Origin of the sequence: Bradyrhizobium sp. AZCC 2262, from assembly GCF_036924535.1 — a bacterium.
GTDB lineage: Bacteria > Pseudomonadota > Alphaproteobacteria > Rhizobiales > Xanthobacteraceae > Bradyrhizobium.
On sequence record NZ_JAZHRT010000001.1, the window covers coordinates 2,162,970 to 2,176,283 of the forward strand.

The 13,314-nt window shown below is 61.6% G+C and carries 11 protein-coding genes; 4 read left to right on the plus strand and 7 right to left on the minus strand.

Annotated elements, in window-relative coordinates:
• Nucleotides 1–42 precede the first annotated feature (42 nt).
• From V1283_RS10175 to V1283_RS10190, 4 genes are all read left to right on the plus strand, one after another.
• Nucleotides 43–1,143 carry a hydantoinase B/oxoprolinase family protein gene (locus V1283_RS10175; RefSeq protein WP_334386324.1) on the plus strand — a complete coding sequence of 367 codons (1,101 nt, stop codon included), beginning with the start codon at nucleotides 43–45 and terminating at the stop codon, nucleotides 1,141–1,143.
• Nucleotides 1,144–1,248: 105 nt separating this feature from the next.
• A complete protein-coding gene (locus tag V1283_RS10180) occupies nucleotides 1,249–2,634 on the plus strand; it encodes an aspartate aminotransferase family protein (protein WP_334386325.1) in 1,386 nt (461 codons plus the stop codon).
• Nucleotides 2,635–3,587: 953 nt separating this feature from the next.
• Nucleotides 3,588–4,625: an aldo/keto reductase gene (locus tag V1283_RS10185; protein ID WP_334386326.1), complete on the plus strand. Its 1,038-nt coding sequence runs from the start codon at nucleotides 3,588–3,590 to the stop codon at nucleotides 4,623–4,625.
• Nucleotides 4,625–5,515: an amidohydrolase family protein gene (locus V1283_RS10190; protein ID WP_334386328.1), complete on the plus strand. Its 891-nt coding sequence runs from the start codon at nucleotides 4,625–4,627 to the stop codon at nucleotides 5,513–5,515. Before V1283_RS10185 ends, V1283_RS10190 begins: the two co-directional genes overlap by 1 nt.
• Here the strand turns inward: V1283_RS10190 and V1283_RS10195 are convergent.
• From V1283_RS10195 to V1283_RS10225, 7 genes are all read right to left on the minus strand, one after another.
• Entirely contained in the window at nucleotides 5,484–6,344 is an 861-nt protein-coding gene (locus V1283_RS10195) for a carbohydrate ABC transporter permease (protein ID WP_334393013.1), read from the minus strand. The genes V1283_RS10190 and V1283_RS10195 overlap by 32 nt on opposite strands.
• A 104-nt stretch (nucleotides 6,345–6,448) precedes the next feature.
• Nucleotides 6,449–7,564, minus strand: a complete 1,116-nt coding sequence (locus V1283_RS10200; protein ID WP_334386330.1) for a carbohydrate ABC transporter permease — start codon at nucleotides 7,562–7,564, stop codon at nucleotides 6,449–6,451.
• Nucleotides 7,565–7,686: 122 nt separating this feature from the next.
• A complete protein-coding gene (locus V1283_RS10205; protein ID WP_334386331.1) occupies nucleotides 7,687–9,345 on the minus strand; it encodes an ABC transporter substrate-binding protein in 1,659 nt (552 codons plus the stop codon).
• Between the two features lie 206 nt (nucleotides 9,346–9,551).
• A complete protein-coding gene (locus tag V1283_RS10210; RefSeq protein WP_334386332.1) occupies nucleotides 9,552–10,007 on the minus strand; it encodes an RbsD/FucU family protein in 456 nt (151 codons plus the stop codon).
• Between the two features lie 17 nt (nucleotides 10,008–10,024).
• Nucleotides 10,025–11,056, minus strand: a complete 1,032-nt coding sequence (locus tag V1283_RS10215; RefSeq protein ID WP_334386334.1) for a class II aldolase/adducin family protein — start codon at nucleotides 11,054–11,056, stop codon at nucleotides 10,025–10,027.
• A gap of 10 nt (nucleotides 11,057–11,066) precedes the next feature.
• On the minus strand, nucleotides 11,067–11,933 hold the full coding sequence (locus V1283_RS10220; protein ID WP_334386335.1) for a TIGR01459 family HAD-type hydrolase: 867 nt from the start codon (nucleotides 11,931–11,933) through the stop codon (nucleotides 11,067–11,069).
• Nucleotides 11,930–13,219, minus strand: a complete 1,290-nt coding sequence (locus V1283_RS10225) for an FGGY-family carbohydrate kinase (RefSeq protein ID WP_334393014.1) — start codon at nucleotides 13,217–13,219, stop codon at nucleotides 11,930–11,932. The genes V1283_RS10220 and V1283_RS10225 overlap by 4 nt, the downstream gene beginning before the upstream one ends.
• Nucleotides 13,220–13,314: the final 95 nt, after the last annotated feature.

The following is a 13,314-nucleotide window of genomic DNA, read 5'->3' on the forward strand; positions in this document are numbered from 1 at the left end:
ATTCCGCCTTCGGCACGACATTCTCGGCGGTACGCCGCGGGCATGAAGACGTTCTTCCCGGACCTGCCGCTCAACAGCGGTTTCTACCGTGTGCTCGAGATCATCGCGCCGGAAGGCTCGATTGTCGACGCGCGCTGGCCGATCGGCGTTACCGGCTTCCTGATGCCCTTCGAGAAGATTATGAATGCCATCTACGAAATCTGGTCGAAAATCATGCCGCAGCGTGCGCTCGCTTGCGCCTTCAACTTGGAATATTTGCTGACCGGCGGGCTCGACGCGCGGCGGCCCGAAAAGCCGATCTTCATGTTCTACGACTGGCTGCCCGGCGGCTGGGGCGGACGCAACGGCAAGGACGGCTGCAACGTTACCACGGCTTGTTTCGGCACCGGCCTGATGTCGCAACCGGTGGAGGGGCAGGAGCGCGCCAATCCGATCCTGACGACCGAGTTTGAAATCCTCACCGATTCCGCAGGGCCCGGCAAATGGCGCGGCGGAGTCGGTGTCCGCAAGACATCGATCATGCTTGAGGCTGAAAAGACCGTCATTTCCTATATCTGCGATCGCGAACGGGCAATCGTCTGGGGCATCGAGGGCGGCCTGCCGTCAATGCCGCATGGCCTCAGCATCACGCGTGCGGGAGCGGAAAAGGAAGATTGGCTGGGCTCCGTCTTTTCCGACGTGCCGATCCGGTCCGGCGACGTCTTCAGCCGCCCGACCGCCGGCGGCGGCGGCTTTGGCGATCCGCTGGAGCGCGACACGGCTCTGGTACTCGAAGACGTAGCGGACGACTATGTCTCGATCGAGCGCGCCGCCAAGGACTATGGCGTGGTGCTCACCGTCGTCGACGCCGAAATTTGTGCCTATGCGGTCGACGAGGCTGCGACCAAGGCGACGCGCGAAGCGATCCGCCGCCAGCGCAGTCTATGGCTCGCGATCGATCCCGAGGAGGTCGCGGCCGGCTATCGCGCCGGCAAGATTGACCGGCTCGATGTGGTGCGGCGTTATGCCGTGGTGCTTGATTGGGACAGCGGCGCGCTGCTGCCTGTCTCGACGGGTCAGTTCCGGGAGATGTTTCATAAGCGCACGGCGGCGGCATGGGCGAGGAGCGGCAGCGCAGAGACGTCCGCCTCCTCTGGCGCCTGATTGCGTTGGCCGCACCGTGTCGACGATTCTCGGCTTCGATTGGATTTTGTGTCAAGGTGAGATCGGAGCTCACCCCATCCCACTCTTGCAACCGGGACTTGCCCAATGAATATTCTGCCCAATTCGCTTAGCGCGCGCGACGTCGCCTATCAGATTCATCCCTATACCAACGCGCGTCGGCACGAACTCATTGGGCCGATCGTGATCGAGCGTGGCACGGGCATCTATGTCTATGACGACCAAGGACGCGAATATATCGAGGCGTTAGCGGGCTTGTGGAGCGTCGCCGTCGGCTTCGGCGAAGACCGTCTGGTGCAAGCCGCCGCGCGGCAAATGAGCAAGCTGCCCTACTACCACACCTTCAGCCACAAATCGCATGAGCCTTCGATCGAACTCGCCGAGAAGCTGGTGAAAATGTCGCCCCACGGGCTCGCTCACGTCTTCTTCACCAGTTCAGGCTCGGAAGCTAACGACACGGTGGTGAAGTTCGTCTGGTACGACAACAATTCGCTCGGACGCCCGCAAAAGAAGAAGTTCATCGCCCGCAACGGCGGCTACCACGGTATCACGGTGGCCTCCGGCAGCCTCACCGGCCTGCAGGTAAACCAGCGCGGATTCGATCTGCCGCTTCCTTTCGTCAAGCATGTCACCTGTCCGCATCATTATCGCTTTGCGGAGGCGGGCGAGAGCGAGGAAACCTTCGCCGATCGCCTGGCGGCGGAACTGGAGGCGACCATCCTCGCCGAAGGTCCGGAGACCGTGGCCGCGTTCATCGGCGAGCCGTTGATCGGCGCTGGCGGCGTGCTGCCGCCGCCAGGAACCTATTGGCGCAAAATGCAGGAGGTCTGCCGCCGTCACGACGTGCTGATTGTCGCCGATGAGGTGATCAACGGTTTTGGGCGCCTCGGCACGCTATTCGCCTGTGAGCATTATGGTATCCAGCCCGACATTCTGGTCCTGTCGAAGCAGATCACCTCTTCCTATCAGCCGCTGGCGGCCGTCCTGGTCAGCGACACCCTCTATCAGGGCATCGCCGACCAGACGGAGCGGCTCGGCAATTTCGGGCACGGCTTTACCGCCAGCGGCCATCCCGTGGCGACGGCCGTCGCGCTGGAGAATCTCGCCATCATCGAGGAGCGCGGCCTGGTGGCGAACGCGGCCAAGGTCGGCGCGCACTTGCAGGCGAGCCTGCGCCGTTTCGCCGATCATCCCTTGGTGGGCGAGGTGCGCGGTGTCGGCCTGATCGCAGCGGTGGAACTGGTGGCGGACAAGGTCAGCAAGGCCAAATTCGATCCGCCCGGCAAGGTCGGCCTCTATCTGTTCGAAAGAGCGCAGGAGCATGGTTTGATCATCCGCAATATGCAGGACTCGATCGCCTTTTGCCCGCCGCTGATCATTACGCCGGCGCAGGTCGACGATGTCGTGGGGCGCTTCGGCCTTGCGCTCGCCGATACCCAGAGCTGGGTCACAGCCGGAATGCCCGGCGCGTGATCTCCAGCGGAATGATCTCGATGATCTTCGGCGTCAAGGAGATTGCCACCGCGATTTCAAACGAGATGGGCGCCGCGCTACCGACGGTTCTTCGCAACCCGGCCGCCAGCAATGATGAAAACTAAAATCAACGTGGGCGCATCCTACAAATCGACGTGTGTCTACTCCTTGGCGATCGCGACCAAGATCGATACCGGCATGCTTCTCATCCGGCTGAGGCGTACCATCAGACTTCATGAGCCGGCACACGCGCCATCCCTATGTCATCGCGCATGACTGCCGAAGGTCGCGAGCCTGCAGCGCTCTTTCCCAACCCGGGAGCTAGCCCAGATGTTCGTTTCGAAATGGTGGGGTACGGGGTTCTTGGCCCTGGCAATCCTGTTGCTGGTGGGTCTATACCTTGCTCAGAAATAAAGACGATCCTTCGGAATGACCAGTTTAGCTCTCGCTGGGTGGAGTTAGCTCAGATTGGCTCATGATGGATTGGGCCGAGAGTTTAATCCTTTCAATTAGTTAGATGGCTGCGTGTGCACGACGTGTGCACCGGGCGATCAAAGAAAATCCAGCTACAACCAAAGTCAGCAGCCTTGCATTCCGATGTGTCGTCGGGTGTGTGTGTTCGCCCGCTGCCGGTCCGGTCAAATCCAGAGACTTTGCAATCGCGCTGCACAAGTCGACGTCGAATCCAGCCGCCTCCCGAGTGTCGGTCAGTCGGTGCCACTTTCGTGCACGGCTGAACACCGGATGCGAGGCTTGCCGTTTATCTGCCGGATTGACTTCCGCTCAAGGCTTGTAGGTGGCAAAATATACTGCCAGGGCAATCCCCTTAACGGGTGGCCGCGGCTGGCAATCGCCGCCAAGTTTACAGTCAGCGGAAATAGTCCAGTGGCAAGCAAGGTTAAGAAAAGGCGCATCGCCGCGACTGGGCAATGGGCCGAAAAGAGCCGGTCAATATGAAAGCAGTATTCGCAGTGCCGGGCCGAGCCCTTGGTCGGACGCGGCTTCAGGTTTCGGTCCTCGGATTCGGAACCGCGCCGCTTGGTGATCTCTACGTGCAACTGGATGACGGCACGGCCATCGATACGGTGAAACGCGCGTTCGAACTGGGCATCAATCTCCTCGATACTTCTCCGCACTATGGCAACGGCCTTGCCGAACATCGTTGCGGCGCCGCAATCAGGCGCGTGCCGCGCCAGGACATCGTCGTTTGCACCAAGATCGGTCGCTGGATGGACCCGTTTCACGGGCGATGCGACGGCTCCGGCTTTGTGGGTGGGCTGCCGCACCGTGCAGTGTTCGACTATTCCTATGACGGCACCATGCGTTCTGTAGAACAGTCGCTGTTGCGGCTAGGGACCGACCGGCTGGACCTGTTGCTGATCCATGACGTCGACGTCTGGACTCATGGTCTCAACGCAATCGACGAGCGGTTTCGCGAAGCGATGGCTGGCGCGTATGTGGCGCTGGACCGGCTTCGCGGGGAGGGCGTCGTTGCTGGCATCGGGATCGGTGTGAACGAGGCCGACATGTGCGTGCGTTTCGCGCAAGCCGGGTCATTCGATACCATGCTGCTCGCCGGACGTTATTCCCTGCTGGAGCAACCGGCGCTCGCGGAATTTCTGCCGCTCGCGCAGCAACAGGGAATCGGTGTGTTGCTCGGCGGCGTATTCAATTCAGGTATTCTGGCGACCGGCGCGGTGAGCGGCGCCAAGTACAATTATAGGGACGCGCCACCTGAGATCCTCGCAAAAGTGGCGCAGATCGAACGCGTCTGTGATGCGCATGGCGTTGCCCTGCCAACCGCGGCGCTGCATTTTGCTCTGGGCCATCCGGCGGTGGCGAGCGTTGTGCTGGGGGCCCAGAGCCCGGAGGAGGTCGAGCGCAACGTCGCCGCGCTGTCCAGCAAGGTGCCAACCAAGCTTTGGGCCGATCTGAAGGCCGAGCGTCTGCTGGATGCGGAAGCGCCCGTTCCGCTCTCGGTTGCCGGCTGATGCGGATCGATGCGCATCATCATCTGTGGACTCTAGCTCGGGGCGACTATGGCTGGTTGACGCCCGCGCTCGCACCGATCCATCGTGACTTTTCCCTTTCGGACCTGGCGCCGCACCTCGCTGCCGCTGACATCAAGGGGACGATTTTGGTGCAGGCTGCACCGACCGAGGCGGAGACCATGTTTCTGCTCGACATCGCGGCGAAGGCGCAGGTGGTGCGGGGCGTGGTCGGATGGACGGATTTCGACGCAGCCGACGGCGGGGCGCGCATTGATGCTCTCACCGCACACAAACTCCTGGTTGGGTTGCGGCCGATGGTGCAGGACATTCCCGATGACGATTGGCTGCTCCGCCCTGCGTTGGCGCCGCTATTGGCGGCGATGGCCCGAAACAGCCTGGTGTTCGACGCGTTGGTGCTGCCGCACCATTTGTCGCGACTGCTGCGGGTCGTTGATGATCATCCTAAGCTCCAGTTCGTGTTGAACCATTGCGCCAAGCCGCGGCTTGCGACCGGCGAACTCGCGGTCTGGCAGGGTGATATCGCGTCGCTCGCCGAACGCCCCAACATCGTCTGCAAGCTATCGGGTTTGGTAACCGAGGCCGCACCAGATTGGCAAATTACGGATCTACGGAAAGCCGTGGATCATGTCGTTGCGTGCTTCGGGCCACGTCGTCTGCTCTGGGGAAGCGACTGGCCAGTAGTTAACCTGGCGGGTGGTTATGAAAAATGGTTTGCCGCCGCTGAAACCATGCTGGCTGGTCTGTCAGCGGATGAAAAGGCAGCTATTTTCGGCGGTAACGCGGCGCGCATCTATCTCTCAAGCCGGGACGGAATATCGAAGCCAATTGATCGCCTGGCTACTTTCCAGCGCCAGTGGTCAGACCGCTGACGATGTAGCGTTCAAGGAATATCCCGACGATGACAAGCGGAGCGATTGCCGCCGTCGACAGCGCCGCCATGGACCACCAGTTAATGCCCTGCGAGCCAGTCTGGCTCGCCACCATCACAGGCAGGGTTTTCGCGTCCGTACTCGTCAGCAGCGCCGCGAAGAAGTATTCGTTCCAGCACAGCACAAGCGAAAGGATGAATGCAGCCGCCATTCCGGGAACGGAGAGCGGCAACACGATGCGAATGAATGCACCCCAGGTCGAAAGGCCGTCCACGAAAGCAGCCTCATCGAGTTCGATCGGGATCGAATTGAACTGGTCGCGCATAATCCAGATGACAATCGGCAGAACTGTCAGCGTGTAGAGCAGGATCAGGCCAAATCTCGTGTCGAGCAAGGACAGTGCCTTGTACAGCACCAGGAATGGCAACGCGAGGACGACTGGCGGCAAAATCAACTGGGACATGAAGAAGAACAAGATGTCGTCGTTGCGCATCCATCCAAACTTGTACCGGAATCTGCTCAAGCCGTAAGCCGCCAGCGACCCGAGGATGAGCGCCAGCACCGACGCGCCGACCGACGTGATAATACTGTTTGCAAACCGGCTTCCGAATTCGGCGCGCGAGGTGGATGTCCCGAACATCGTATCCGGCGACAGGCCGAGCGAGCGCCAGCCTTTCCAATCCGGCTGAAAATCCAGCCACGGAATCAAGTGACCCTGCGTCACATCAACTGCCGATTTGAACGAAGTCGTGATGGTCCAATAGATCGGAAACAGGCAGACGAACGCCCAGAACAGCAATGCTCCATAGATCAGCATCCGGCCCAAGATCCGCTTTGCCCGGGCCGCCGGATGATGCTTGCGGACCGGCTTCGATGCCGAGATGAATAAAGCCAACCGAGCAACTCCCTTCAGAAACCGGCTTCGATCTTGTGCTACCCGACTTTCTGCGTCCAGCGATTGGACAGGCGCAGCAACAGCGTCAGTAACGCGATGATCAGGAGCAGGTAGAATATGGCGAGACCGGTGCCGTATCCGACATTCGAGCGATCGCGATAGACGCGGTAAATGAAGCTCGACACCGTGTCGGTGGCGCCGCCGGGTCCTCCTGCGGTCACGTTGATCACGATGTCGGCGAGCTTCAGCTTGAAAATGATCCTGATAATCAGGACGGTGATGCTGACCGGCAGCATGATGGGGAATGTGACATGCCAGAACGCTTGCCAGCCGTTCGCACCATCAACCTTGGCTGCTTCCTGCACCTCCTTGGGCATCGCCTGCAAACCGGCGAGCAGGATGATCATGATAAAGGGGATCGATACCCAGGCATCCATGGCCTCGATGCTCAGCCACGCCATCCATGGCGAGGCGAAGAACGCCGGATTATCCCACCCCAAATAGCGCGCCAGTGTCGCAGCCGGACCAAAGCGGTATTCCATCAGTGACTTGCCGATCATCCAACTCACGGCGACCGGACTGAGCATCATGGGCAGCAGGAAGACGACGCGAAAGAATTTCCGCGCTCGTATCTCGGCGTTCAGCAGCAGCGCCAGTCCAAACGCGACCGCATATTCGCCAAGCACCGCGGCCGTGTAGAAGATCATGTTGCCCAGCGCGTTCCAGTAGTAAGTGTCGTGAAGCAATCCGATGAGATTGTTGAAGCCGTAGAAGCGCGGGCCTTCGAGCGAGCTCAGGTTCCAATCCAGCGACGCGATGTAAACTCCGAACAGCGTTGGAAAAATTACAACCGCAACAGTGAAGAAAACAGCCGGTAGCAGGAACAGCGCACGCAGACCACGCTCCCCCCGGATCACGACCTGGCCGACCCCGATCCCGACGGCCCAGAACAGATACGCAGCAAGGATCGGGCGCCAATCGGCGAACCCCGATGCGGTCGCTCCGGTCGTGTACAGAATCTGGATGAGGAGCAGGACCAGGAGCGCAAGCGAAGCAAGGATCACGACCGCTCGTCCCACATTTTTCCGGCTGCCGGCAACGCGCGGCGAGGCGGGCTTATGCCCGGCGTCCGCCGCCGATGATGAATTCTGCATCAAGATCGCACTCTGCCGATTTGGACTTTGACCCAGTCGCACGGAGGAGAAGTCCTCGGCTGGCACCCGACGCGGTGCCAGCCGAAAGCCCGATGGTGAACAGGCGGAATGTAGCTGGGATGCTACACGCCGAGAGACGCCTTGTAGAGCGCGATCTGCTTTTCGCGACCGATCTGATCGGTCAGCTTTTCCCAGGCGGCGGCGATATTGTTCGCGCCGGTCTGCGCGTCAATCTTGCCGGCGAAGATCTTGGTCAGCTCATCCTCGGCGATGCTGTAATACTGGAAGATGCCCGGGATGCGCGGCTCGACCGCCCGGTTGGGGTGATTATAGGAAGTGCGCTGCGAGTTCAGATAGGACGTGATGTATTTCCGGTCATAGCCGGCCGCCACCCACTCATCGAAGTCGAAATGGCTGGTCCGGTGCGCCTGGAAGCCCGACGGATACATGACCGTCCAGAGCGACAGGTCCTTGCCGCCGAGATGTGCGGCTGCGCTCCAGGCCGCCTTGTACTTGCGCTCGTCGCTTGCGACCCTTGCCATGACGTAGATGCCCCAACCCAGATAGGCGCAGTTCGGCGCATGGTTTGGACCGCTCGCGAGTTTGTCCCACTTGCCTGTCTTGGAATTGTAGACGTCGTCCGATCCAGGCAGGATGTCGAAGCTGACGACATCGCCGACCACGGAGGTGTCGCTCGCCTTCGCCACTTGGCCGATGTCTCCCCACCAGGGGATCATCGAGCCGATGCCGGCCAGGAATTGCTGGAAACCGGTGGTGTTGGGGTCGGCGTTGAGCTGATCGGCCGGCTCGGACGGCAAGGCGTCGATGATGTCCTGAATGGCGCGAACCCAGGCCGGATTGTTGATGCGCGGCTTCATCGTGTCGACATCGAACAGCCAGGCCTTGTCGTCCGGATGCTTGGCGTAGGCGGAGGCGCGGCTGGCAAGGAAGTAGAAGCCGAACCCACCCCAGGGCTTTGGTGCATCGAGGTAGCCGAACGCGTTCTGGCCCTTGATCTTCTTGCCCTTGAGGAATTTTGTCACGGCCTGGACCTGCTGCCAGGTCTTCGGTACGCCCCATTCGCTCTGGTTGCCGGCGTCCTTCCAGGCCTTCGCGAGTGCGGGGTCGGAGAAATAATCGGTTCTGTAGTTGAAGTTGTGGCAGTCGCCGTCGATGGTGACGCGATAGGTCTTGCCGTTCCAGGTTCCGACCGGCGGCTTCAGATAGTCGACGTAATCGTCGATGTCGATCTGCTTCTTGACCCAGTCTGGCATCTCCGACGCCAGTCCCTTGCCGCACACGTCTCCCTCGAACGGTGCGCCCATTTCCAGGATGTCGAAGTCGACCGTGCCGGTCGCGATCGCTTGCTGCAGTCGCGGGTTGTAGTCAGCCTGGGCAAGGTCGATCCACGAAATCTTCGCGCCCGTATAGGCCTCCCACGGTTTCAGGAAACCACGGAACAGCAGGTTGTGCAGATTCTGGTTGTTCAGTCCCATGAAGGAGAGCTCGACGCCCTTGAATTCTCCTTCCTTGACACTGGCCCTGGTCGGGCCGAGGCAGAGTTCGCCGACCTTCTGCCAATCGGCATCGGTTGGCGCGCCTTTCCCCACCCCCGGGATTTGCGAGATATGGGACCGCAAATTGTTCTGTGCCAACGCAAGCCCGGAGAACGTGCCGAGCGCGCCGGTCGTACCCAAGGCGGCTGCGCTGGCTGCTCCCATCAAGACAGCGCGCCGGTTTGGTCGCAGTTCTGAATGCGGATCGTGTCCTTGCTGTTTCATCGCGTAAACCTCCCTGTTTGGTTATGTAGACTGCTTATGGCTTCTCCGTCCGAGCATCGGTGGGCGATGCGATCCGCTGACACCATCTTCGCGGTAGCGGCTCGCGATAGCGCTGAGAAGATCGGCGTTCTTGCCGACGGGTGTTTTGATGACGCAAAGGTTTCGTCCTCATCGCGGCTTTTTCACGGCTCTGTTGTTTCGCCAAGCTAGGTCGTGTCGGGGGCGATCACCCCCTTCTTGAAGATGAAGCAGCCGTAGAAGCGCCGTTCGCCGGTCTGAATTACGCAATACGCATTCTTCGCACGTTCATAGAAGGTAAATCGCTCGACCGAGCCCATCGACAAGGAACGTCCCTCTGCTGCGTCGATCTCCTTCTGCACCTCGAACTGCACGGGAGGGACGTCGTCGGGCTGACCGACGATTTCCATCCGCGACGCCGGTTTCTCGACAAAGGAGTCGAGCGGCAGGACCGAAAGGACGGCTCGCGCCGCCCGCGCGGCGGTGACGTTATCGATACGGAGGAGGCGGCCCAGCACGGTCTGACGGGCAACTGCGTCGGCTGGGAAATTGGTGTCGCAGAGAACGAGATCGTCGCCGTGGCCCATGGCGCGCAACGCGTAAAGGACGTCTGCATTCAGGATTGGATCGATCGATTTCAGCATGCTTCGCCTCCCACGCATCAGCGATTTTCTGTCATCCGTTGTCGGTAGTGCTCGGCATCCCAGTTCAGCAAGGCCTGCTCATCGCGCGACGAGAGGTATTTGATCGTCGCGTTTCGAGGCAGGCGACTGGTCACAAGTGCGAGGCAGCTCAACATGGCTTCCGCGCCGGCGCTGGCGTCGGCGCGGATCACAGTGCCTTTACCGGGAACGATCACGGCGACCGGAGGAGGGTAGCCGCGCGCATCAGTAAGGGCAACTTTCGCGATCAGGTTCTCGCCCTCCGACAGCACCGGCAGGGCAGGTCCAAGAAACACGACATGATCCGGATATAGCGAGCCCTTCGCGGCGATCGTGAAATTGTGGTGGTCGGTGCCAAGCGTGTGGCAGAGCGGATCTTTTGGCAGACGATATTCCGAGCCCGCACAGATAAGGTGAAGCGAGCCACCGTCAGTGGGCGCTGCACTGCGTGGCTCCAATGCCAGCCGGCGTTCCACTTCAACCACCAATTTACCCGCAGCATCGCAGGTCGCGGCGCCGACCACGAGGCCGTGATTACCGAGGATCAGGATGTCAGCCGGTCCTTGCGCGAGACTCTCGCTCACGGCCTGCGCAAGCGGCAAGCCGGGATGATGATAATCGAGCCGGCACCAGGGCAGGCCGCGCAGTCGGGCGATCAATTCGTCCGCGGCATCCGACCGGACCGACCAGGCGATGGTGTTGACTGAATGGACATGAAGAACGACCCGATGGGGCATCAGCGCATGTAGCGAGGTCTCGATCGAGGCACGAAGTGGGCCATCAGGATGACCAGCCGCCAGCGGCATGCGCTCATTGCCGGCAGCGAGTGCGGCGCGGGCTCTCGGGAGCGAGACCGGCACGAAGATCTCCTTGTTCTCGGCATCGGCGAGCCAGGTGCCTGACGCCTTCACCCAGAGCACGTCGCCGTGCTTGATGGATGAATTGCCACCGGCGCCTTGTACCAGCAACATGTTTCTGCCCACTTGCGCTGACATGCGGCGGAGCTCGTTCAGTATTTCGGGCTGTTGCATCGCGCGAACCTCACCAGCTGAGATGTTTCATCGTCCAGTGCGGCATTTTAGCTTCCGAGCCAGCTGCGGCCCGGATCGCTGGCAGTTCGGCGGCAGCCGCCAGCCTCTCCCTGTGGGCGCCTGAACTGACGAGCAAGGTCAGCATTGCTGCTGCACGCCCGCCGGCGATGTCGTGATCGAGGGAGTCGCCTATGACGAGGACGCGGTGCCGATCAGGATTTCCCAATCGCTCGAGCGCCGCGGCAAACATGGGCGCATGGGGCTTGCCGATAAATGTCGCTGTGCCGCCAAGCCGCTGATAGAAGGCTGCCAACGCTCCCGGCGCGGGGATCAATCCCCTAGCACCGAACATCACAAGGTCGGGATTGGCGCACAGCATCGGCAGCCGGCGCGCGGCCGCGGTGCTCAGCCATTCGCGCCAGCGCTCGGGCTCGGCGGCGGCATCGTCGAGCCCGCTGAGCAGGATGAAATCGGCCTCTTGCACATCCGTCACGATGGTCAGGTCGAGCCCGTCGACAATGGATCGATCGCCATCGCGCGTGATCAGGAAACAGGCCCGGCCCAGTCCGGTGAAGGGTTGGTGCGCTCGAGCGTGCAAGCCGCTCCAGGTGACTTCGCCGGACGACAAAATGCCGTCGTAGGCGTCCGGCGACAGGCCGAGTGTGGCAAGGCGCTTTTGGTTGCTGCTCGCGCGTTTGCCGGAGTTCGAGAGTACAAGGACACGCTTGCCGGCCTCGCGCAGCCGCGTCACGCATTTACGTGCGGCCGGGAAGATCGCCTTGCCCTCGTGCAAGGTCCCCCATTGGTCGAGCAGGACGTGATCGAACCTGTCGGCGATCGGGCGAAGGCCGGAGATCGCGATTGTGGCGACGTTCATGGCGGACCGCCGTGCAACGCGAGCAACGCCGCACCGTAGCTCGCCTCGGTCTGCTCGGCGACGGTGACGGGAACCCCGAGAATGCGATGTCGGATCGCGGTCCATGCACGGTTCCTCGCACCGCCGCCGATGCTGATGACGCGGCGCAGATGGGGGGCTCCGAGCAGAGCGAGGCGTTGATAGGCGAGCGCCTCGACCGAGGCGATGCCTTCGAGAAGCCCTTGGAAGAAGCGGTGATCTTCGGCCGGTCGCGGCGTGATCCGCGCCTCGAGCCTCGGATCGGCGATCGGGAATCGTTCGCCAGGTTTGGGCAGCGGATAATAATCGAGCCCGGTCGGCTCCGCTGGCTTGAGCTGCGGCGTCAAACGTTGCATCTCCTCGGTCGTGAAATGCATGAGCAACGCCGCGCCGCCGGTGTTGGAGGCACCGCCGGCGAGCCAGCGCTCGCCAAGGCGGTGCGAGTAGACGCCCTGGTCCGCCGCGAAGATCGGCTGCGTTGCCAGCAGTTTAACCACCAGCGTCGTTCCGAGGGAGGTGACGGCGTCGCCCGGTTGATCGGCGCGGGTGGCGATGAAGGCCGCGACACCATCAGTCGTGCCGGCCGCAATGCGCGTTGACGGCGATAGCCCAAGCGTGCGCGCGACATGCGGGTCGATCTCGGCGAAGGGCGTTCCCGGCACAAGCGCCTTTGGCAGCCATTCGCCTGGGATATCGAGCTGGTCAAGCCAGGCCGGCCACGCGCGGGCTATCGGGTCGTAGCCAAGCTTCAGCGCGTTGTTTTCATCGCTGATGCCGTGACGGTTCGCGAGCCGGCCGGCAATCCAATCGGCCTGATGAACAGCATGACTCGCATTCCCAACATTGCTGCGGTTCAGGAGATGAAGCAGCTTGGCCAGCGCGCTGCTGCGGCCATGGGCGCCGCTTTCCGCCGGCGCGACATCGGCGATACGTGCGGCTTCCCGGATGGCACGAGCGTCATTGTACATCAGCCCGGGCGAACACGGCCGGCCGAGCGCATCGATCAGCAGCAGCGTGCCCGATGTGCCGTCAACGGCAATGCGTTCCACGCGGCCGAGATCAATCGTCTCCCCGAGCTTGCGAATGGTCGTGACCGCGGCCTGCCACCAAAGCTCCGGCTCCTGATCGATGGCGTCGCCATCCTGACGCGGTGCGGGGAGCGCGGTCGAGGCAAAACCCTGGACGTCGCCTTGCGCGTCGATAGCGCATGCGCGAACGCCGCCGGTCCCCATATCAATGCCCAGGAGCAAACCGCCATTGGAATTCACCACCCTTGACGCTCGCCTCTATGACCGCTGCCCCGACTTCGGCTTCGCGCGAGCAAAAGGTTCCCACTGATACGACTGCATCGCAGCATGACTAA

Excerpts from the sequence above, each read along its gene's own strand:
- V1283_RS10175 (WP_334386324.1), top strand. The coding sequence starts at position 43 with ATGAAGACGTTCTTCCCGGACCTGCCGCTCAACAGCGGTTTCTACCGT.
- V1283_RS10180 (WP_334386325.1), top strand. The coding sequence starts at position 1,249 with ATGAATATTCTGCCCAATTCGCTTAGCGCGCGCGACGTCGCCTATCAG.
- V1283_RS10185 (WP_334386326.1), top strand. The coding sequence starts at position 3,588 with ATGAAAGCAGTATTCGCAGTGCCGGGCCGAGCCCTTGGTCGGACGCGG.
- V1283_RS10190 (WP_334386328.1), top strand. The coding sequence starts at position 4,625 with ATGCGGATCGATGCGCATCATCATCTGTGGACTCTAGCTCGGGGCGAC.
- V1283_RS10200 (WP_334386330.1), bottom strand. The coding sequence starts at position 7,564 with ATGCAGAATTCATCATCGGCGGCGGACGCCGGGCATAAGCCCGCCTCG.
- V1283_RS10205 (WP_334386331.1), bottom strand. The coding sequence starts at position 9,345 with ATGAAACAGCAAGGACACGATCCGCATTCAGAACTGCGACCAAACCGG.
- V1283_RS10210 (WP_334386332.1), bottom strand. The coding sequence starts at position 10,007 with ATGCTGAAATCGATCGATCCAATCCTGAATGCAGACGTCCTTTACGCG.
- V1283_RS10215 (WP_334386334.1), bottom strand. The coding sequence starts at position 11,056 with ATGCAACAGCCCGAAATACTGAACGAGCTCCGCCGCATGTCAGCGCAA.
- V1283_RS10220 (WP_334386335.1), bottom strand. The coding sequence starts at position 11,933 with ATGAACGTCGCCACAATCGCGATCTCCGGCCTTCGCCCGATCGCCGAC.